A 20,625-nucleotide genomic window follows, 5' to 3' on the forward strand; every position below is an offset into this window, starting at 1 on the left:
CGCAACGCAACGCAACGCAACGCAACGCAACGCAACGCAACGCAACGCAACGCAACGCAAGCCCTTATTGTGTCTTAGCTTAAGCAATTCGTATATAAAAATATTTGAGAAAAGCAAGCCTGCTTACGAAATTTTTTCGTGAGTAGGTTTGCTTTTTTGTTTGTTAAATTAATCAAAACGGTCACAGTTTGTCTAACACGCATTGTAATTTTGCCCCTAGAGATAAAACAGCTATCCGAAGAGCTGAGTTTATATAAGGCGAAAACCCGAAAAGCCTGTAATAGAGTAGGGAAGAAGATTAAAATTTTAAGTTTATGATTTCAAATGTAATTCTAAAAAGCAATAAGTATTGTGTACAAGATGAAAAACAAAAAGAAATTTCTTGGAGATTTGAAAACACTATTGGTGAATTGATGGGATTCAGTTCAGAAATCATAGTGTTTCTTAAAGGTAGTAAATTTTATGTTTATGATGAAAATCTCAAAGAAATTTCATCAAAATTTGAGAACACTCTTGGACAATTTAGAAATGTAGCAGGGAGAACAATTACTTTTTTAAAGAGTAATAAGGTTTATGTATATGATGAAAAATTTAAAGAACTTTCAAGTAAATATGTTTAAAATAAGTAAGGGCTAAAAAAGCCCTTACTTTTAAAAATAATGAAAAATGAAATTATTCAAAAGTAAATTACTCATTGCATTAGGCATTCTATTAGCTATTTCACTAAGTATATTTGTATTTAGTATTATCTACGAAGGAGAAATGCCTAAGTTAGTTGAGAATATCAATAATTCTGCTATTGGGGCAATCTTTACAGCCATTATTACTGTATTCCTTTTACAAGGACAAACAGCTAGCGAAGAAGATAAGGAAAGAAACGTAAAAGTTTTTGAAAAGAAATCCGAACTTTTCAATAACTTTATAGAAGAACTATGGAGGGTATGGGATGATAGATATATTTCTATGGAAGAACTTAATGAATTACTTAAATTAGTAGCAAAGGATATTATCCCTTATGCTAAACCAGAAAGTTCAGAAAGTATTTTACGATCCCTCAACACCATAGCTATAGAAGCTCAAAAACAACAGAATAACGTAGAAAGTAAGAAACAGGTTCAAACCTACTTGTATAGTATTATCAATGTTTTAGCCAAAGAAATAGGTTTAGGAGGAGCTATAGAAAAGCAAGTTGCCCTCGAACTCAACAAACTTGAAGAACATATTCTACCTTACCTTAATAGAAAATCATATATTCAGAAAATCAAAGACTTAGTTCAGGAAAGATTAGGAAAGAATCTCACTGATTTTATAGAAGAAGATGGAATATTATGGTGGCGAGTAAAAGGAGAAGAAACAGGTATGTGGCTTAGGGTAGGAGATACCAATAATAACGGATCAACTTATATCACCTATTGGTCTGACTTCTATAATAATCGCCAATATGCTTCTTATCGTTATGCTCAAAAAGGAGCATCAAAAGATTGGATACAAGGCTGTAAACTAATTGACAGCTTTGATTATAATTTATTGAGAAAAGGCGAAGACCTTAGTCAAGAAAGTATAGAAGCTCTTGCTGATGAAACTATTAATTTTTATGAAGGTGGGCTAATTAATGGCAAAACAATTGATGAAATTATAGAAGAATGCAATTAATGAAAAAAATTAATTTTAAAAATCATATTAAAAATGAAGAAGTGTATTTTTGTATTTATTGCTCTATTTTTAATTCTATCTTGTAATTCTCAAGAAAATAATAGTATCACAGATACTACAACATTCAACACCGGAAGTTTAAATGGGAAAGTAAAATCCTTAAAAGAAACTATATATGAGATTGATAAAAACCAAAACAAAACACTTTTTATAACAGAAGAAGAACGTCCATATAAAGTCTTTTTTGACGAAAGAGGAAATGTAGTAGAAAATGAACAATATAATTCAGAAGGAGAAGTTTTTCTAAAATATATAAGCGTTTATACATATAGTAATAATATTATCAAAAGTAAAGAAAGTTATTGTAGAGGATATCTTTGTATGAATGAAGGAAAGATAATTACTAAATATAATGACAAAAATCTAGTCATTGAAATTACGACATATGATGCTAAAGGAGAAGTCATTTCTACTGAAAAATTTCAGTATGATGAAAAAGATAAACTCATTAAAGAAACCCTAAAAGGTTTTTACTATTCTGAAGGTGGTGACTTTGAGATAGAAAAAATACCTATAGACAAAATTCGTACTTATAATTACAAATATGAAAATGGGAATCTAATAGAAGAGACTTGTTCTGATGGTGAGATAAAGAGATATGATACCAAAGGTAGGATAGTAGAAGAAAGAAGATTAGATTATACAGATTATTTTTATAATTATGATGAACGTAATAATCTAATTAAAAAAGTAAAAGTTTATCATCCCAATAATAGCTTAGAAAGAACAGAAACTACTTATAAATATGACAATAATAACAATCTTGTAGAAGAAATAACATCATATGGTAGCAGGACTTTTTATAAGTATGATAATAGGAATAATCTTATAGAAGAAACTTTTAAAGATGGTAGTAAAATAACTTATAAATATGATGAGAAAGGTAATTGGGTAGAAAAACGTCAAAATAATTTTTTAACAGAACGAATTATAGAATATTACTAAAAATATGGAAGCAAAACAGTTCAAAAATGTATTCTTTATCCCTTATATAGGTGATAAATACGAACAAGGATACCATGGTAAAAAAGTATTAGTATTAGGCGAAAGCCATTATTGTGTAGATGAAGAAGGAAATACAAGTATAGAGGATTATCCTGAATGGGAAAGTCTTACTAATGAGGTGGTAGAAAGTTTTAAAGAATATCAGCGAGGTAACAAGGAACATAGCAATTGGATGCGTACCTTTACTAAATTCTCTAGAGCGTTTAATAATGGAGACTTATCAGAAGAACAAATTATAGACTTTTGGGAACATGTAGCCTTTTATAATTATGTGCAAGTACCTATGGTTGCTCCTCGTCAATCTCCTACTGAAGAACAATTCGCTGAATCAGAAAAAGCACTTTGGGAAATCTTAGAGACTTATCAGCCAGATATAATTATAGTATGGGGACAAAGACTCTGGACAAAATTACCTTATACAGGAGAATATCTTCCTAAGGAAAATACTCTAATAAATAACGGGAAAGGTTTGTACTACTACAAAGTGAAAGATAAAAAAATTCCTGCTATGTATATTACTCATCCTTCAGCTTCCAGTTTTCATTATCAAACAGTATATGATGAACTTAAAGAGTGTTTTTCCTTATAATATACGTCTACTTAAATAAGAAATCCTAAGTAACCACCACCCCTATAAAGTACTAACAAATTTCGCGTTATATCTTTGTAGGGGTGATTTTGCGGCAAAAATGAACCTATTAAATTAGTTAGATTTTGGCAATAAATTTGTTTTATTGCCAAAATCTAATAGTTTATTTTTGTAATAGCTCACTTGTTTTAACCCAGTAGAAAAAGGCTTCTGGGAGTATTTTCTTTAATTTGTTGAGTTTATTATTGACTGCAGGAGATAATTCCATAGTAAGTATGGTGTTTGGATCTCCATTGTATTTCTCAATTCTTGTGTTTGATTTTTCTATTGAGGTTGCAAGATAAGTCGCACGAGCGGAATCTATGATAGCTTCTTCTATGCGATATTTTCCTTTATAGAGGTAGTTATCTAATTTCTTAATACCATCTTGTAGCATTTTGAAATCACCTTTACCCATTTGTCCTTTGGTCGCCAAAGACAGAGAGGTCTCCCGAATATCCTCATAAATAAGTGATAGTTCAGGGGGGAAGCCTCGGTATTGTAACTCCATTTTTCCGATTTGTGTAAAGGTATCCTTAGTGTGTTGGAAGTTAAGAGTATGTTCAAACAATCTACCTATATCATATAGCTGCTTGATGATTTCCAACGAGCAATCTCTATCCCCTTTGAGATAAGGAATACCTGAGGTATTAGGGGCAAATGCTGTAAGTTTATCACCAAGAATATCAGCAGCGGATGGTACAGTTACTTTCAATGGTTCGTTATCTAATTCTACAAAAGGTCCTTTGATCTCAATTTCTTCAGTGGCATGGTATGGCAAATCTTCGTATAGGACATCAAGCAGTATATACGCAAGTTTATCATCATTTTTATAAGTGATATGATAAAAGAATTTCGAGTGACTCTTGGGAATATTGGAGTTCCTCTGCTGTCGTTCTTCAAGGGTTTTAGAGATAAATCCGAACTTTTCTATATCTTTTAAATAAACTTCAATATCTGTGCCAGGCGGGCAGATAATATCTATATCAATGGATAGTCGATGAGTATATCCTCCCAAAATAAGCATCAGTGCCGATCCTCCCTTGAAACAGAAAGGGCAACCTGATAATTTCAACATCTCTAATAAGGACATAGCCCTAATAACTTTCTCTATCAGATTCAGGTCTTTATACTTGTTGCGTATTGAAACAGACTTTATCCACTCGGTGGTTAGGCATTCTTTCTTAATCATATAAATCTTGGATATACTTTTCTATTTGTGATTTAATATTGCGCCGTGAGGCATAGCGCAGCAACAAACCTATATTCACATTATAGTTGGTAAACGCATGTTGCATCATATATAGGGTTTCTTGACCTTGTAAGTAGTAGAAATCTCTATCACACTGGATATCAACTAAGAGTTTCTCAATACTTGGTACCTTTATACCACTTACTTCCTGTATGGGCGACTCCGAAATAAGAGGTTTTACTATGAATGCTTTTTTGTCCAAATGGACATAATCGGACATCATATCTTCTTTTGGAGAAAGAAAACAACGCTTGTGTATGTCTTTTATAAAGTGGAATATGGTTTCAGTAGCATCACGCTCCGTTTCTATATATATATTGTTGTTATAGGATAGGTGATGTTGTAGGTCAGATAGAATTTCTCCATTATAGATACAAAAGTCTAATAACGGATATGCTGCTTTTAATTTCTTATACAACCGAATAGAAATAGCGTTAGGAATTGGACGAAAAATGGCTTTGGGTGCTGTTGTATACACTCCCTTTCCTAATCTAAATATTTTTTTTTCATCCATTAACTTACGTAAATGCCACGATAGCATCTTTGAGGAAACATCAATTTTACCAGAAAGGTAATCAGATAAGTCTTTCGTTTTGAACTCCTTATTGGTGTTTGCAAAATCTATAATGATATTATTGGTATTCATTCTACTATTAGTAATAATTCGGTACAAAGATAGTTAGATTTTGGCAATAAAACAAATTTATTGCCAAAATCTAATATAATAAAATGATAGCCAGTAGTCCGTAATGAAATGAATACATTCCTAAATTCTATTTCTGTAAATAACTCAAAATTCAAAACTTATAACTCAAAACTCTTTTCAATGTAGTCTATGATTTTCTCTCTATCTTCTTTGTAGTCAAACCATTGTATATCGGGGGATTTCTTAAACCAGGTGAGTTGGCGCTTGGCAAAGCGGCGGGTGTTCATCTTGGCATTCTCTATAGCTTCGGTGAGAGTAGCCTTACCGTCCCAGAAGTCAAAGAACTCTCGGTAACCTACCGTCTGTAAGGCATTAAGGTCGCGGTAGGGGAGGAACTGCTCTATCTCTTGGAGTAGCCCTGAGTGGAGCATTACTTCCATACGCTGGTTGATACGCTCGTAGATCACCTCCCGATCAGCTGTAAGCCCTATGGTAATAGGCGTAAAGTTGCGCTGGGTAGTTTTCTGCTGCAAGTAATAGGAATAAGGGTGCTCGCCACTAAGGCATACTTCCAAGGCGCGTATGATACGCTGCGGATTTTGCAAATCTACTTTGTCATAATAGGTGGGATCTAATGCCTTGAGTTGCTGTTGTAGGGCAGTGATACCTTCCTCTTGATATAGCTGGTTGAGCTGCTCACGAATGCCCTCTTTTGTAGGGGGGAAATCGTCTAATCCCTTAAGTATAGCATCGTTATAAAGACCGCTGCCTCCTACCATAATGATAATACGCTTTTTAAGGAAGAAATCGGATAGGAAAGCAGTAGCTTCGCGCTCAAAATCGCCTACTGAATAGCTGTCAAAGATACTTTTGTGTTGGATAAAGTGATGAGGGGCAGCAACCAATTCCTCTGGAGAAGGAACAGCCGTACCTATACGCATCTCCTTGTAGAACTGACGGGAATCACAAGAAAGAATCTCTGTATCAAAGTGTTGAGCTAAGGCAATAGCCAAAGCTGTTTTCCCTATGGCAGTAGTACCTACTATATTAATTAAGAAATTCATCTGGGTCTCTTTTGTAAGTAAAGTATTTTTTGTACTTTTGCAAAAGTATAATTTTTTTTCAAAATATGTATATTAAAAATGGTTTTTTTGTCAAGAACCAATGGTTCTATATACTACCTATTGGATTGTTCCTCTTGATCAATATCAATGCTTTCTTTCAACCCAAAGTGGATTTTAATGTGCTTATTGCACAAATGGGGGAGCTGCCTTTTTTTGCGATGAATGTAGGGCTTTTCCTTCTTTTCTTCTGGGGATTGTTTTTTATTGCCAAGTTTATACACCAGCAACCCATAGTAAAGTTTACCACAGGGCGGGAAAAGATTGACTTTGGGAGGATTCTCTTTAGTTTTTCCCTATGGGGATTATTTATAGTAGCACAAACAGCACTTAGCTATCTGTTTTTTCCCGAAGATTACCAGTGGAACTTCCAGCCAGCTCCCTTTTTTACCTTGTTGCTGATTTCTTTTCTGTTTATTCCCTTTCAGGCAGGCTTTGAAGAATACTTTTTCAGGGGGTATTTCCTACAAGGTACGGCTATTTTGGCAAAAAATCGTTGGATTCCCTTAGTGCTTAGCTCTTTGTTTTTTGGATTGGTACACATAGCCAACCCTGAAATAGCTCAAATGGGTTATGGATTTTTAGTTTTCTATATCAGTTTAGGATTTTTCTTAGGGGTTATCACCCTTATGGACAATGGGTTAGAACTTGCTTTAGGGTTCCATATTGCCAATAACTTCTTTATTTCTTTTCTGACAACCTCCCAATGGAGTGCTTTCCAAACGCCTTCTTTGCTTAAGGAGGTCACTATTCCAGAGATTACCATACTCTATGTAATTACGTTCTACTTGCCTTTGTTCTTACTGCTTTTTATTTTTGCTAAGAAATACCGCTGGAGTGATTGGAGGGCAAGACTTTTGGGGAAGATTAACTAAGAATAGCCATGAATACACTTGTAAAAAATCACTTACATAGCAAGGCAAAAATCAATGGGATTCTCTGTAATTGGGAGGGGTTACAGCACCTTATAAGCTCATTTGCAGAGAGTAAAGAGTCTTATTTGCAGAAAACAGCTGACTTCCTTACCCAATGGTTGGCACCTCAAGAGACCATAACACTACATACCTCAGGCACAACAGGTACTCCTAAGCAGATAGCTGTCAAGAAAGCCTATATGATTCGTTCAGCAATGCTTACAGGAGCTTTCCTTCAGTTGCAAGCTGGGGATAGCGCTCTTTGCGTATTGCCTACCGACTATATTGCGGGAAAGATGATGATCGTAAGGGCTTTGGTATTAGGACTTTCTTTGGAACTACTTCCTCCTAGTAGTACCCCCTTTGCTGATACCTCCAATTGTTTTGATTTTGTAGCCCTGACTCCCATGCAAGCGATGAAATCCTTGAGTGAGCTTCATCGGGCTAAGAAGATTATTTTGGGAGGCGCACCTATTTCAGCACCTATGGAAGCCTTGTTACAGGAAATACCTACCGAGATTTACGCTACTTATGGGATGACCGAAACGGTTTCTCATATAGCCTTGCGCCCCATAGCTCCTAAGGAGCGACATAGTATGGTATACACCACGATAGGGGAGAGTAGGGTCTGGCAGGACGAGCAGGGTTGTCTTGTGATTCATTGCCCTGAAGTAGCCGCAGGAGAGATACACACCCATGATGTGGTACGATTACATGGGGCACATGCTTTCGAGTGGCTGGGGCGTTTGGACAATATCATCAATTCAGCAGGGGTGAAAATCTATCCTGAAGGAGTTGAGCGCAAACTCTCGTCTTTTATCTCTGATAGGTTTTTTATCTGGAAGGAACCGGATGCACTATTGGGAGAGCGAGTGATTCTTTTGGTAGAGGGTAGGGAAGCAGACTATCCGCATTTGCTTGAGAATTTACAAAAAGAAACTGTATTTTCTAAGTACGAGCTTCCTAAAAAAATATATTTTCTACCTCATTTTCAGCTTACTGCATCGGAAAAAATCCAAAGAGAAGCTACAGCGAAGTTACTTTTGTAACTTAAACTGAATATCCTTATAATCGGGTTCTATGTGAATCAGTACAGAGGCAATAGAGGGAATTTGTTGTTGCAAGGTATCTTTGAATGTATGTGCTATATCATGACCTTCTTTTACACTAATATTCCCATTGACAATAATATGTATATCCACACAATAGGACATACCTGTTTTCCTAATATGGCACTTTTCTACAGCCAATACCCCTGGTACATCTTTGGATAACAGTTTGATTCTCTGAGATAAATCATCATACATATCTTCATCTAAGATCTCCGCAAGAGCAGGGCGGAAGATCAAATAAGCATTGACCAATATAATCCCTGAAGCTATCAATGCAGCCCAGTCGTCAGCCGTCTCATATCCTTCTCCACAGAGCAGCGCAATACTAATCCCAATAAAGGCAGCCACAGAGGTAATAGCATCGGCTCTATGGTGCCAAGCATCGGCCTTGAGGGAGGTACTACCTGTCTTTTTACTGTCTCTCAATACAATACGAAAACTTATTTCTTTCCATAGAATAATTCCGCCTAAGAGTATAAGAGTCCATGCCTTAGGACTTTGGTGCGGGATAAGGATATTTTGATAACTCTGATAAGCAATCAGTAGGGCGGAGGCGATCAGTAGGCCTACAATGATAAAGGTAATCAAAGGTTCTATCTTCCCATGTCCATAAGGATGGTTTGCATCAGCTGGCTTTTCAGCATATTTCAGACCTAAAAAGACCAAGAAGGAAGAAAACACATCAGAAACAGATTCTATTCCATCGGCTATTAGGGCATAAGAATTTCCCAATACCCCTGCACTGATCTTTACTCCTGCCAAGGCTAAGTTGGCAAAGATGCTAAAAAAAGCAGTATGATGGGGTAAATTCTTTTCCATAAGAGATGTTTTTTATGATTCAAAATACAGCTAACAAACACACAAAGATAGATAAAAAAATCTTCTTTTTATAAATATATAATTTAATAAAATATAAAACTATGGTTATCAAATTATTATATTAAATCATATAAACTAGTACTTATATGTATTTTACAATTAATTTACATTAAATAAGTTTATAAAAATCATTATAGATAACTTAATTTCAATTAGTTATAAAAACAATTTCAATTATATTTGAACTTTTAATTCATATAAAGTTTTTTAATTATATGAAAACCAATATTTTGTATAAAATAAAAATATAAAAAATAATAGGGAATAGGATATCAGAAGAGCAAAAATAAATTCATAGTACAACAGAACTCATTGAGAAAAGAAAAAGTTTGGCACTATTTTTGATACCCTAATATTGAATTAAATAAAGAATCCTAAATGAAACAGATTTTTTCACTATTTTTCTTGTTGGTTGCCATGGTAGGTTCAGCCCAGGAAATTAATTGGATGAGTATGAATGATGCCCTATCCGCACAACAGAAATCACCTAAAAAGATATTTGTAGATGTATATACTACATGGTGTGGTCCTTGTAGAATGTTGTCTGAGAGAACATTCAAAAACAAAGACTTTGCAAAGTATATCAATGACAATTTCTATGCAGTAAAGTTCAATGCTGAAGGCAATGAAGAGGTAACCTACAAGGGTACCACTTATAAGAACAACAACTATGACCCTGCCAAGGCTAATACCCGCAATGGTATGCATGATTTTGCTGGAGCATTGGGTGTAAACTCTTATCCTACTATGCTTATTTTTGATGAAAAAGGAGCGCCTATATTTCCTATCGTAGGTTATATGACTGCCACTCAGCTCGAACCACTTATCAAGTTTGCAGGGAATAATACTTACCTTACAGTAACTACCCAAGAGGCGTATGATAAGTATCTGAAAACATTCAAAGGAACTTTTAAGAATTGATTTCATATTTATTACATTTTTAATTTTATCATCTCAGAGCTTGCTTTGAGATGATTTTTTTTATGACCCAAAACTTTCTCTAAGAAAATTTGGTTAGTAATGAGAAAAAATGTACTTTTGGCAAAAATTTAAATTATGATACAACAAGCCTCATTTGTAGATTTTTTAGGTATGTTATTTACCGTTTTTCTTGTACTTGCTTGTTTGTTTTGGATAGGTATGTTACTGATTCCTTTTGCTTTGCGTTTCTTAATCAGAAGACACATGAATACCGTAGAAAAAGAGCTTTTCCAAGAGGAGACTTTTCAAGGACGAAATACGCAACAGCAGTATTATAGTTCTAGGAATAAGTATGGGGCAACAGGTACAGAACAGAAAAAAGATAAAAAAATAGTCGGAGAGTATATTGATTTTGAAGAAATAGAATAGCAAATGAAAGAAAAATTTCAAAAAATACTTCCTCATATAGCTTGTATATTGCTTTTTATGGGGATTGCCTTGGCTTTCTTTTATCCTATCCTACAAGGGAAGGAAATGCAACAGAGTGATATAGTGCAATACATAGGTATGTCCAAGGAGCGCAATGATTTTCGTGAAGTGCGCGAGAGCTATTGGACAAATAGTGCCTTTGGAGGAATGCCTACTTATCAGCTAGGGGCTGAATATCCATATAACTATATCAAAAAAATAGATAGAGTAATTCGCTTTCTCCCTCGCCCTGCCGACTATCTATTTCTCTATTTTTTAGGCTTTTATGTCTTTTTGTTAGCCATGAAAGTACGTTATAGATATGCTTTTATAGGGGCAATTACCTTTGGGCTTTCTACCTATCTTATCATCATTCTCACCGTGGGGCATAACGCCAAGGCACATGCTATTGGCTACTTTGGGTTTGTATTGGCAGGGATAGTACTGGCTTTTCAGCGAAAATACTTATGGGCTTTCCTACTTACTACCTTAGCTTTAGCCTTGGAAATCAGTGCAAACCATTTCCAAATGACTTACTACTTGCTGCTATTGGTATTGGTTTTTGGCGCCTACCAACTGTATCAGACTATCCGTACCAAGGAGTGGGAACCTTTTGCAAAATCTTTTCTTACATTAGTAGCAGCTGCCTTATTAGCTGTACTTATGAATGCAACCTTGCTACTCACCACCAAGGAGTACGAGGCTTTTAGTACTCGTGGCAAATCCGATTTGTTGCTCAATGCCGATGGTACTGCAAAGACTCATACACATGGATTGAGTAAGGACTATATTACAGAGTATAGTTATGGGGTGTATGAGAGCCTAAACCTAATAGTACCTCGCCTGCTAGGAGGGTCTAATCATGAGAACTTAGGGGAGAAATCAGCAGTATATGAGCGACTTATACAAAGCTATCCGCAAGCACAGGTCTTGGATTTTACGCGACACTTACCTACTTATTGGGGAGATCAACCTATTGTGGCAGCACCTGCCTATGTAGGTGTACTTATCTTCTTTTTCTTTGTATTGGCGCTTTTTGTGGTAAAACGAAAAGCTAAGTGGTGGCTCTTGGGGGGCGTTGTCCTTTCTTTGTTGCTCTCATGGGGAAAGAACTTTAGTACACTTACGGATCTAATGATTGACTATTTCCCCTTGTATAACAAGTTCCGTGCAGTATCTTCAGTGCAGACCATTTTGGAATTCTGTATGCCAGCCTTGGCCATATTGGGGCTTTATACCTACTTGACGGATGAGAAAAGGGATAATTATAAGCGTTACTTATACTATACTGGGGCTATTGTAGGGGGAATCCTATTGCTACTTTGGATAGGTAAGTCTGCTCTTTCTTTTGAGGGGGCAAGCGATGCTTATTATGCCCAAGCTTATGGGGAGGAGCTTATGCAGCTGATCAAGCAGGATAGAGAGGCGATGTATACAGCCGATATTCTTAGGAGTTTCATTTTTGTAATTCTTGCTTTTGGCGTGTTGTATCTGTTCTCGATAGAGAAAATCAAGGAAAAATTAGCCTTTCTTCTTATCTCCGTTCTACTTGTAGCAGATATTGCTGGAGTGACCAGTCGTTATCTAAGCGAGGATAACTATGCTTTTCCATCGGAAAAAGAAAATTATTTCGCCCTTTCTAAGGAGGAACAGAAAATATTGGAGGATAAGAGCTATTATCGTGTGTTTTCAGTCAATGAAGCGCTCAATGGAGCGAGAACATCTTATAGCTTTCACTCCGTAGGAGGGTATCATGCTGCCAAACCTAGAAGAATACAAGAGCTATTCGATTACCAACTTTACAAAAATAAAAACGAGGAAATACTCAACCTGCTCAATGTAAAATACATACTACAAACCGATAGATCAGGGGCAACTCAAGTAATGGAAAATCCGAATGCACTGGGCAATGCATGGTTTGTAAAACAGCTCTCCATAGCAGAGAATGCCGATAAGCTCATGCAATCCTTGGATACACTTTCCCCCAAGAAGCATGCAATAACTTTGGACAAATCGCTTAAGGAGACCCGATATGCGCTAGATAGCTTGGCTACTATCGAGTTAAAAGAGTATCAGCCCGATAGGTTGGTGTATACATCAGATAATAAGTCAGAAGGACTGGCTGTTTTCTCTGAGATTTATTATCCTCATGGTTGGACAGCTGTTTTGGATGATACCACTCCGCTACCTATCCACGAGGTAGATTACATCCTCAGAGGAGTAGTGATTCCCCCAGGGAAACATACCCTTACTTTCACCTTTGCGCCACAAATAGTGCAAACAGGGGGATATATCTCTTTGGTTTCAACGATTGTCTTTGTGCTTATTGCTTTAGGTATTGTTTTGATAAGTAAAAAACCACGTACCAACGAATGAGAACTCTGTCTATATTTGCCCTAATGGTCTTATTTACAGCTTGTAATACACCTATCTTTACGCCTGAAGAGGATTTTATAACTCCCTTTGAGCATTCTGATGGGAGTCATGGTTCATCTTACCAAGAGACTATTGATTTTTACAAGAAATTGGCTACCAATTATGGAAGTATTTCGCTCAAAACTATGGGAAATACTGATAGTGGTATTCCCTTGTACCTAGTGGTATATAACAATGAGGGTATCTTTGATTTCAATCGTATTAAGAAAGACAAACTCATCATTCTCATTGCCAATGGAAGCTCACCCGATGAGCGAGAAGGAATTGATGCTAGCATGCAACTGATGCGAAACTTGGCACAGAAACAAATAGCAGTTCCAGAGAATACAGTAGTGGCTGTCATTCCGATGATGAACTATTTGGGACAGATGGAGCAAGAACCCTTTTTCAAAAATAAGATTAACACCTTTATAAACAGAGACTTGTCTGAGGATTTTATTGAGAATAAAACACTTAATACTCAATCATTTGTAGCGATTTTCCAACAATTATCCCCTCATATATTTGTAGATACTCGTACGCTAAAGGTCAAGAATAGTGAAGAAATCCTTTATTATCAGAGTGCTATGACTGAGAATTTGGGGAAGATAAAGTACTACCTCAAGGATAACCTGATTCCACAGCTCAATGACTCCTTAGGGGGGACTTATAGGGGAGTGGACAGTATCCCACAAAAGAGATTGCAATACAAGTCTATAATGCGTGAAGTGCCTGATACTTCTGTAGGTTATACCTCTCTATGGAATACATTGGCACTTTATATAGCTACTCATAAGGGGATTCCTTACAAAAAGCGGGTAGAAGAAATACATAGTGCCCTGAAGAGTATCATTTTGATCACCAATTCACATAGAGAATTGATTAAGAATTTGCAGGATTTGGATGAGAAAGAGGGGTTACAACAACAAAAATATATACTTTCTCACCCCAAAGATACAATAACTATCCCACAGGCTTATATTGTTCCACAACTTTTTACAGATATGATAGGTCATTTCAAGGATAATGCCATAGAAATGACTACTTTTGAAAAAGATTCTCTTATGGAAGTACAGTCTTATGTGCTAAAAATGCCCAAGGACAGTTTGCCTCTGATTGATTATAATATAATCAGAGAGAAAATGATCCCAAAGCAACAGAAAGTAGCCATCAGAAAAGGAGATGTGCTTATCTTGACCCAACAGAGAGGACGTAAATACCTGTTGGAGACCCTAGAACCTCATGCCAATAATCGTTTTATACGGGCAGGTAAGTTACCTTTTCTTCCTACTCCTAAGGACAGTTTGTGGGTATATCCTATATTTAGTATAAAAAATAGCAAAACTAATTAAGTTTGTTTGATGAGATTATTTTATATCTTTTTATCCCTATTATTATTCTCTTGTACGGTAACACCTCCTAAAAAGCCTGTGGCGAAGAAGCCCCATCCTGACTTAAAGAAGGATACCGTAGAAGCTCCTATTCATACACAAACTTTTATCAATTATTCCTTTGTGGAGGATTCCCTTTCAGGAAAAACCTCCCAAATGAAATTTGATGAGCTTACTCTCACTTATGATGCGGAAGGGTATCAGATAGAAAGTTTCTATAAGAATAATTATCTACAAGAACAATCTTTTTGGTACTATGATAAGGACCATAGAGTGATTGCGGAAGATTACATCTGCAAAACACTAAGTGATAACTGCTTCAATAGGAAGTTGACCAATCATACCTATGATACTTTAGGTTATGAAATCAATCGATTTTCTTATGAATTCTTGGATACACTCGCCTTATTTAGCAAATATGAGATAGATTATGACAAGCAAGGGTATCTTTCCAATATCATTCAATATCAGTTTCAAAAGAAAAAATGGCAGCCCTTTACTAAGGAAGTCTATAAGTATAATACAAAGGGACAGGAACAAGAGAAGGAAACCTATTACCACTATATGTCCCTATGGTTGCTCAAAGAAAAAGAGAGTTACAAATACAAGGACAGTATCATTGAGGAGAAATTTGCCTATAACTATAAGCAGAGTAATGCCCCTCGTCGTATACGTTATACCTACGAAGGAGCGCAAGAACAACTCACTTATATCAATGAAAAAGATAGCATTACAGCCACTGAATCCTACCTCTATGATCACCGAGGGGCGATCTCAAAATACACCATTTATGATGCTTATGGAGTAGAACAAGAACGCAAATTTTACCTATATACTCCCTATGATAAGCGCTTGCAAGAGATTGTCTATAAGGGCGATATAGAACAAGAAAGAACCATTTATCAATATGATACAAAAGGACAGCTGACTCAAAAAGTTACCTATGTACAGGGTAAAATAAGATACCTAACTCAAGTGAAGTATTCCTATCATTTATGAAAATACTCATTATAGAAGACGAAAAAGACCTGCTTTCTACCTTGCAAACTTTCTTGGAAAAAGAAAATTTCTTGGTAGAGACCGCCCATGATTACCCCTCTGGAGTGAAGAAAATAGCCGACTATGACTATGATTGTATTCTCTTAGATATCATGTTGCCCAAGGGGAGTGGTATGGAGCTATTGGACGAACTTAGGGCGCTGAAAAAGAATACAGCTGTACTTATCCTCTCTGCCAAGGATTCAGTGGAAGATAAGGTCTTAGGACTCGAAAAAGGGGCTGATGATTATTTGGCGAAACCTTTCCACTTGGCAGAACTATTGGCGAGAATTAAGTCCATTATTCGCCGTAAGAACCAGCAAGGGGAGGACTTCATCGCCTACAAAAATGTAACGCTATATCCTGAAGATAGGCGTGTGATAGTGGAAGGAAAACCAATGACTACGAATAGAAAGGAATATGAAATGCTTTACTACTTTATGATTCGCCCTGAGAAATTAGTGGAGCGCACCACCTTAGCGGAGGCTATCTGGGGCGATGATATAGATCAAGTGGATAGCTTGGATTTTATATACTCCCAAGTGAAAAACTTACGCAAAAAACTCAAATCCTTAGGGGCAGAAATTGACTTCCAAGCCGTCTATGGGATTGGGTATAAATTGGTTTAGATTATGAGAAAAATCCTATATTTGCATGGCTTAGACAGCTATTTGCATGCCGATAGGGAAGAGATACTCGCCCCTTATGGGGAAATACTAGCCCCTGTCTTTGATTACAAAAATAACCCCGAGCTGTTCTCTCACTTATGCGAGGAATACCAAAATATTGATGTGATTATTGGCTCTAGTGCAGGGGGACTTCTTGGCTATTTCTTAGCCCAAAAGCTACAAAAACCCTGCATACTCTTCAATCCTGCGCTGAACTACCAGCACGAGCTACCCTTTGCTCCCTTTTGGGATAAGCAGTATAGGCAATACATGCTCCTTGTCATGGGTATGCAGGACGAAGTTGTACCTTATAAAGAAATATTGCCCATAGCCTTAGCAGACAAAACTTCTAAACAACAGATAGATATACATCTTATACAAAATATGGGGCACCTCTATCCCATTGAGATTTTTTCTCAAGAATTGAAATTTTTCTTTGACAAAATCAGTAGTCAGTAGGCAGCTGTCAGTCGTCAGTCCCTAAGCTGGTACAAGCTTGTAGCTCTTTATTTATAAAGTACCTAAACTCAAAAATAATGAACACAGAAATCATCATCCAAGAAATACTATCAAGGGTAACTGCTACCTTTGACCGATTAGACCTCCCTAAACAACCTTATGGAAGAAATGAACTTTGGGAAGGTATTACTGATTACTTCAAGATAAAACAGCGAAAAGATAAAATAACGTTTGGCAATACACCTGAAGAATATTTGGGTAGTCCTTCTATTACCATCAAAGACTTTGAGCAGCTTCCTGATGATTTCATAGACAATGAGTTACTTCCTGCTTTGGAAGAACAACTTACTCAAATGTTCTTTAATCCTGAGTTTTATTATTGCTTTGAGTACAAACTTACCTTAGTGTTTGATTTTCTTTCAGCCTCAGGGCATCACGCACGTAAACAGGTGCGATTGGAACACCCTGAGCGCAAGGCAGAACTCAAAGAATGCTTGGATACCTATGTACAAAGGGTAATCTATGAAGCTACCGAAAAAATGAAAGAGAAGGAAGTGCATACTTTCTTTGACAGGCTCTTTGATTTTGAACTCACTGGTTATAGTGAGGATAAGGTGGTTGAAATCCTCAATAAAGGGATTACCCTCATAGATCCTAAATGGAAAAAGACTCTAGAGGAGTATCAATGGTGCTTGCTTTACCATACTAGAGTATGGAAAGAAAAAGTTTTTATGAAGCTATATTACAAAGTAGAAGGAAGTGATTGGTCAAAAAAATATACACTCAAGGAAGGTTTGCAAGCAAAAGATATAGATAACGCTAAACTAAACCTATTTGTCGCACAAGCTCTTTGGCATATCAAACACAAAGAATATAGTTGGGATGTAAAGTTTGCTTGTGAGGATTTAGAGCGAGCCGCTAAGGAATTAGGCTCTAAAAAAGCGGCTATGTACCTCAAAGAGGGAACAGGTATCTTGCCTAACGACCTTATTCATTACAAGGATAGCGAAGTGGAATGCGATGCCAATGATGTTTTTGCTGAAATCAGTGTGAAAATCAAACAGGAATCAGCTATGGCTTATGACAAAGCGTTGGATTTTATCATCGCCCTACTCAAAGCTGATTTCCCTGCTAGCTACCATATCAAGTTCAGCAGCAAAGCTCCTAAACAGTTTTTGGATATCAAAGGGATTGCCAAGTCGCCTACCCATCGTTTCTTTGCTCAAGCACTGCAATACGAGGAATTACGTCCTAAATTGGTGGCTTATACCGAGGTGGCTATGAAAGAATTTCAGTGGTACAATGATGTAGAAGAAGGTGAGAAAAGCTGTATGCCGGGTAGTTATGCTGTTTTTGGCTTAGGACTGATAGGGGAGGAGTACTTTCCCTTGGTGAGCCAATACTTTGCGCTATTGGACGACGAACACCAAATGATACACAAGTATTTCGTTAGTGCCCTTATAGACCGTTATGGAGTGAATGAAAAATCCTTACCACTTATCTGCCAAGGAATCACCTCGGCACAGTTTGATATGGTATTCAAGAACTTGGAAAAAGAAATGGAAAAGCCAGAAAACAAAGAGTTACTCACAAAATTTCTCAAAGAAAAAGAAGATTTTTTTAAGGCTAACAAAGAGCAAGGCTTCTACAAATATTACGAAGAAGATATCTATTATGCTATCTACGGCAAGCAATGGAAGAAAAAAGTAAAAAATTAATAATTAAAAATGAAAGTAAGTAAATTAATCTTCCTTTTCCTCATGGGAATCATGTTAGGAAAAGCACAAACCAAAAAACAAATGAATGACCAAACCATTTACCAATTTGAAGTAGAGGACATTACAGGGAAAGCGTTCCCATTGTCAAGCCTACAAGGCAAGAAAGTAATGATTGTCAATACCGCCTCCAAGTGCGGACTGACCCCTCAGTATAAGGAGTTAGAAGCACTATACCAACAGTATAAGGACAAGGATTTTGTCATTATAGGCTTTCCAGCCAATAATTTTCTCAAACAAGAACCAGGTACCAATGAGGAAATAGCCACATTCTGCCAGGTGAATTATGGGGTAAGTTTCCCTATGATGAGTAAGATCTCTGTCAAGGGCAAGGATATGCACCCTTTATATCAGTTTCTTACGCAGAAGTCTAAGAATGGCGTAGCAGACTCCAAAGTAAGCTGGAACTTCCAAAAATACCTCATCGGAAAGGACGGACACCTAGAGAAAGTGATAGCGCCAAAAACCGTACCTAATGACCCAGAAGTTATTCAGTGGATCAGTGCTCAGTAGTCTGTAGTCAGAAGGCAGTGGTCAGTAGTATGAATCAGTAGTTAAAAACATCTGTATAATCTAATTCGTAGAGGTGTAATTTATTGCGCCTCTACGAGTAATACACGCATCAAGAGTTGTCTTAGCCAGCGTCTATGTAGAGACGCAATTTATTGCGTCTTATAAAGTTAGCAAATAATATCTTAACTGTTGATTCGAGTCAGTAGTCAAGCGCTAAAGGACGGACTTATTAGTAAATTCCAATCACTAACTCCTAAACTCTATTTTACATAATATAAATTATAGGAATTTTTTAATATAGTCAAAAAGAGAGGCTAATAGTCATTACTGACCTTAGCCTCTTGCTTTATCCTATTTGTATTATGTGGAGATTATTTCAATACTTCCTTTACTTTCTCACCGATTTTCGCAGGTGAATCTACCACGTGGATACCACATTCACGCATGATACGTTTTTTGGCTTCAGCAGTATCTTCGCTACCACCTACAATGGCACCAGCATGTCCCATAGTACGTCCCTTAGGCGCTGTTTCTCCAGCGATAAAGCCTACTACAGGTTTCTTGTTGCCTGTTTCTTTAATCCAGCGAGCAGCTTCTACTTCTAGCTGACCTCCGATTTCTCCTATCATGACTATAATTTCTGTTTCAGGATCATTCATGAAGAGTTCCACTGCTTCCTTTGTAGTGGTACCTATAATAGGGTCTCCCCCTATACCTATTGCAGTAGAAATACCCAAGCCTTGGCGTACTACTTGGTCAGCAGCCTCATAAGTCAAAGTACCTGATTTAGAGACGATACCTACCTTTCCTTTCTTGAATACGAACCCAGGCATGATACCTACTTTTGCTTCTTCTGGAGTAATTACCCCTGGACAGTTAGGTCCTATAAGGCGACAACCTTTGTCCTTGATATAGGCAGCAACCTTTACCATGTCAGCCACAGGAATTCCCTCTGTAATGGCGATAATTACTTTAATCCCTGCTTCAGCAGCTTCCATAATGGCATCAGCTGCAAATGCAGGTGGTACAAAGATAATAGAAGTATCCGCTCCTACCTTCTCTACCGCCTCCTTTACAGAGTTGAAAACAGGCTTTCCTAAGTGTGTTTGTCCTCCTTTGTTCGGAGTTACTCCTCCCACTACATTGGTTCCATATTGAATCATTTGCTCCGCATGGAAAGTCCCTTCACTCCCTGTAAAACCTTGTACAAGGATTTTTGAATTCTTATTTACTAATACACTCATTGGTTTGAATTTTTTAGAGCACAAAGTTACTTATTTTTTTTCAAATTTCCAAGAAAAAATGAAATAATATTCAATGATTTGTGACATTAATCATTAGTAACTAATCACTATTGAAAACTTTCCCTTCCCCAGAAGAAAGGTGGCTCTATTTGCAAGGCTCTCAGGTAAGTATAGCCCTGTCCCCTATGATGACTTTCATTTTCAATAAAGTACAATATCCATTGAGCAAAGCTAAAGGTCATTTGATAGATAGTCAGAGGTTGGGTAAAATCTCCCACTTCTTTCCATTCACGATCGAGAATTTCTGTCGCTCTATCCCATAAAGCTAATACTTCAACTTTGGTGGTAGGAAAATTTCCTTCTAAGAAAAGTGTATGTTTCTCTTGAAATCTTTCTTTAAAAAGATAGTCCATAACTCTTAGAAACTCCTCTACCATTCCTGAAAAAGGACGTAGATTAGCGA

Annotated in this window: 21 protein-coding genes; 15 read left to right on the forward strand and 6 right to left on the reverse strand. The window is 36.8% G+C overall.

Going from position 1 to position 20,625, the window contains the following annotated elements; translation table 11 throughout:
- The first annotated feature begins 314 nt into the window (after positions 1–314).
- Genes Q0625_RS08025 through Q0625_RS08040 form a run of 4 tightly spaced genes read left to right on the forward strand, consistent with a single transcriptional unit; the run spans position 315 to position 3,307 of the window.
- Positions 315–620, forward strand: coding sequence for a hypothetical protein (locus Q0625_RS08025; RefSeq protein ID WP_298825574.1), 306 nt, complete (start codon positions 315–317; stop codon positions 618–620).
- A gap of 46 nt (positions 621–666) precedes the next feature.
- Positions 667–1,653, forward strand: coding sequence for a hypothetical protein (locus Q0625_RS08030; protein WP_298825575.1), 987 nt, complete (start codon positions 667–669; stop codon positions 1,651–1,653).
- A 33-nt stretch (positions 1,654–1,686) separates the two neighbouring features.
- Positions 1,687–2,658, forward strand: a complete 972-nt coding sequence (locus Q0625_RS08035; protein WP_298825576.1) for a hypothetical protein — start codon at positions 1,687–1,689, stop codon at positions 2,656–2,658.
- 4 nt (positions 2,659–2,662) lie between these two features.
- A complete protein-coding gene (locus tag Q0625_RS08040) occupies positions 2,663–3,307 on the forward strand; it encodes a hypothetical protein (RefSeq protein ID WP_298825578.1) in 645 nt (214 codons plus the stop codon).
- 163 nt (positions 3,308–3,470) lie between these two features.
- Here the strand turns inward: Q0625_RS08040 and Q0625_RS08045 are convergent, their stop codons facing one another.
- From Q0625_RS08045 to miaA, 3 genes are all read right to left on the reverse strand, one after another.
- Positions 3,471–4,538: a nucleotidyl transferase AbiEii/AbiGii toxin family protein gene (locus Q0625_RS08045; protein ID WP_298825580.1), complete on the reverse strand. Its 1,068-nt coding sequence runs from the start codon at positions 4,536–4,538 to the stop codon at positions 3,471–3,473.
- Positions 4,531–5,244, reverse strand: coding sequence for a DUF6577 family protein (locus Q0625_RS08050; protein WP_298825582.1), 714 nt, complete (start codon positions 5,242–5,244; stop codon positions 4,531–4,533). The genes Q0625_RS08045 and Q0625_RS08050 overlap by 8 nt, the downstream gene beginning before the upstream one ends.
- Before the next feature lie 158 nt (positions 5,245–5,402).
- Positions 5,403–6,308, reverse strand: a complete 906-nt coding sequence (miaA, locus tag Q0625_RS08055; RefSeq protein WP_298825585.1) for a tRNA (adenosine(37)-N6)-dimethylallyltransferase MiaA — start codon at positions 6,306–6,308, stop codon at positions 5,403–5,405.
- 65 nt (positions 6,309–6,373) lie between these two features.
- Here miaA and Q0625_RS08060 point away from each other — a divergent pair, with 65 nt between their 5' ends.
- Complete coding sequence (locus Q0625_RS08060) at positions 6,374–7,240, forward strand: CPBP family intramembrane glutamic endopeptidase (RefSeq protein WP_298825587.1); 867 nt, start codon at positions 6,374–6,376, stop codon at positions 7,238–7,240.
- A gap of 8 nt (positions 7,241–7,248) precedes the next feature.
- Complete coding sequence (locus tag Q0625_RS08065) at positions 7,249–8,328, forward strand: AMP-binding protein (RefSeq protein ID WP_298825591.1); 1,080 nt, start codon at positions 7,249–7,251, stop codon at positions 8,326–8,328.
- Here the strand turns inward: Q0625_RS08065 and Q0625_RS08070 are convergent.
- Entirely contained in the window at positions 8,317–9,210 is an 894-nt protein-coding gene (locus Q0625_RS08070; protein WP_298825594.1) for a cation diffusion facilitator family transporter, read from the reverse strand. The genes Q0625_RS08065 and Q0625_RS08070 overlap by 12 nt on opposite strands.
- A 438-nt stretch (positions 9,211–9,648) precedes the next feature.
- Between Q0625_RS08070 and Q0625_RS08075 the strand changes: the two genes are divergently transcribed.
- The 9 genes from Q0625_RS08075 (at position 9,649) to Q0625_RS08115 (ending at position 18,918) form a co-directional block, all read left to right on the forward strand.
- A complete protein-coding gene (locus tag Q0625_RS08075) occupies positions 9,649–10,191 on the forward strand; it encodes a thioredoxin fold domain-containing protein (protein WP_298825597.1) in 543 nt (180 codons plus the stop codon).
- A 135-nt stretch (positions 10,192–10,326) separates the two neighbouring features.
- The gene (locus tag Q0625_RS08080; RefSeq protein ID WP_298825600.1) at positions 10,327–10,620 is read left to right on the forward strand and encodes a DUF4834 family protein; all 294 of its coding nucleotides are present in this window, start codon (positions 10,327–10,329) and stop codon (positions 10,618–10,620) included.
- 3 nt (positions 10,621–10,623) lie between these two features.
- Positions 10,624–13,035 (forward strand): hypothetical protein, encoded by a 2,412-nt coding sequence (locus Q0625_RS08085; protein ID WP_298825603.1) that lies wholly within the window; start codon positions 10,624–10,626, stop codon positions 13,033–13,035.
- Positions 13,032–14,426, forward strand: a complete 1,395-nt coding sequence (locus Q0625_RS08090; RefSeq protein ID WP_298825608.1) for a peptidase M14 — start codon at positions 13,032–13,034, stop codon at positions 14,424–14,426. Before Q0625_RS08085 ends, Q0625_RS08090 begins: the two co-directional genes overlap by 4 nt.
- Positions 14,427–14,435: 9 nt before the next feature.
- Complete coding sequence (locus tag Q0625_RS08095; RefSeq protein ID WP_298825611.1) at positions 14,436–15,464, forward strand: sugar-binding protein; 1,029 nt, start codon at positions 14,436–14,438, stop codon at positions 15,462–15,464.
- A complete protein-coding gene (locus Q0625_RS08100; RefSeq protein ID WP_298825614.1) occupies positions 15,461–16,132 on the forward strand; it encodes a response regulator transcription factor in 672 nt (223 codons plus the stop codon). Before Q0625_RS08095 ends, Q0625_RS08100 begins: the two co-directional genes overlap by 4 nt.
- A gap of 3 nt (positions 16,133–16,135) precedes the next feature.
- Positions 16,136–16,630 carry a YqiA/YcfP family alpha/beta fold hydrolase gene (locus tag Q0625_RS08105; protein ID WP_298825617.1) on the forward strand — a complete coding sequence of 165 codons (495 nt, stop codon included), beginning with the start codon at positions 16,136–16,138 and terminating at the stop codon, positions 16,628–16,630.
- Between the two features lie 77 nt (positions 16,631–16,707).
- Positions 16,708–18,348, forward strand: coding sequence for a DUF6138 family protein (locus Q0625_RS08110; RefSeq protein ID WP_298825620.1), 1,641 nt, complete (start codon positions 16,708–16,710; stop codon positions 18,346–18,348).
- A 9-nt stretch (positions 18,349–18,357) separates the two neighbouring features.
- Positions 18,358–18,918, forward strand: a complete 561-nt coding sequence (locus Q0625_RS08115; protein ID WP_298825624.1) for a glutathione peroxidase — start codon at positions 18,358–18,360, stop codon at positions 18,916–18,918.
- Positions 18,919–19,289: 371 nt separating this feature from the next.
- On the opposite strand, the gene sucD is transcribed toward Q0625_RS08115, so the two are convergent.
- The gene (gene sucD, locus Q0625_RS08120) at positions 19,290–20,162 is read right to left on the reverse strand and encodes a succinate--CoA ligase subunit alpha (protein ID WP_298825627.1); all 873 of its coding nucleotides are present in this window, start codon (positions 20,160–20,162) and stop codon (positions 19,290–19,292) included.
- Between the two features lie 107 nt (positions 20,163–20,269).
- The coding region (locus Q0625_RS08125; RefSeq protein WP_298825630.1) for a DinB family protein at positions 20,270–20,625 on the reverse strand (356 nt) is incomplete at its 5' end.

It is taken from the genome of uncultured Capnocytophaga sp. (assembly GCF_938029845.1).
Classification (GTDB): domain Bacteria; phylum Bacteroidota; class Bacteroidia; order Flavobacteriales; family Flavobacteriaceae; genus Capnocytophaga.

Bases quoted from the DNA above. Each gene is read 5' to 3' on its own strand.
- Q0625_RS08025 (WP_298825574.1), top strand. From the start codon at position 315: ATGATTTCAAATGTAATTCTAAAAAGCAATAAGTATTGTGTACAAGAT.
- Q0625_RS08030 (WP_298825575.1), top strand. From the start codon at position 667: ATGAAATTATTCAAAAGTAAATTACTCATTGCATTAGGCATTCTATTA.
- Q0625_RS08035 (WP_298825576.1), top strand. From the start codon at position 1,687: ATGAAGAAGTGTATTTTTGTATTTATTGCTCTATTTTTAATTCTATCT.
- Q0625_RS08040 (WP_298825578.1), top strand. From the start codon at position 2,663: ATGGAAGCAAAACAGTTCAAAAATGTATTCTTTATCCCTTATATAGGT.
- Q0625_RS08045 (WP_298825580.1), bottom strand. From the start codon at position 4,538: ATGATTAAGAAAGAATGCCTAACCACCGAGTGGATAAAGTCTGTTTCA.
- Q0625_RS08050 (WP_298825582.1), bottom strand. From the start codon at position 5,244: ATGAATACCAATAATATCATTATAGATTTTGCAAACACCAATAAGGAG.
- miaA (WP_298825585.1), bottom strand. From the start codon at position 6,308: ATGAATTTCTTAATTAATATAGTAGGTACTACTGCCATAGGGAAAACA.
- Q0625_RS08060 (WP_298825587.1), top strand. From the start codon at position 6,374: ATGTATATTAAAAATGGTTTTTTTGTCAAGAACCAATGGTTCTATATA.
- Q0625_RS08065 (WP_298825591.1), top strand. From the start codon at position 7,249: ATGAATACACTTGTAAAAAATCACTTACATAGCAAGGCAAAAATCAAT.
- Q0625_RS08070 (WP_298825594.1), bottom strand. From the start codon at position 9,210: ATGGAAAAGAATTTACCCCATCATACTGCTTTTTTTAGCATCTTTGCC.
- Q0625_RS08075 (WP_298825597.1), top strand. From the start codon at position 9,649: ATGAAACAGATTTTTTCACTATTTTTCTTGTTGGTTGCCATGGTAGGT.
- Q0625_RS08080 (WP_298825600.1), top strand. From the start codon at position 10,327: ATGATACAACAAGCCTCATTTGTAGATTTTTTAGGTATGTTATTTACC.
- Q0625_RS08085 (WP_298825603.1), top strand. From the start codon at position 10,624: ATGAAAGAAAAATTTCAAAAAATACTTCCTCATATAGCTTGTATATTG.
- Q0625_RS08090 (WP_298825608.1), top strand. From the start codon at position 13,032: ATGAGAACTCTGTCTATATTTGCCCTAATGGTCTTATTTACAGCTTGT.
- Q0625_RS08095 (WP_298825611.1), top strand. From the start codon at position 14,436: ATGAGATTATTTTATATCTTTTTATCCCTATTATTATTCTCTTGTACG.
- Q0625_RS08100 (WP_298825614.1), top strand. From the start codon at position 15,461: ATGAAAATACTCATTATAGAAGACGAAAAAGACCTGCTTTCTACCTTG.
- Q0625_RS08105 (WP_298825617.1), top strand. From the start codon at position 16,136: ATGAGAAAAATCCTATATTTGCATGGCTTAGACAGCTATTTGCATGCC.
- Q0625_RS08110 (WP_298825620.1), top strand. From the start codon at position 16,708: ATGAACACAGAAATCATCATCCAAGAAATACTATCAAGGGTAACTGCT.
- Q0625_RS08115 (WP_298825624.1), top strand. From the start codon at position 18,358: ATGAAAGTAAGTAAATTAATCTTCCTTTTCCTCATGGGAATCATGTTA.
- sucD (WP_298825627.1), bottom strand. From the start codon at position 20,162: ATGAGTGTATTAGTAAATAAGAATTCAAAAATCCTTGTACAAGGTTTT.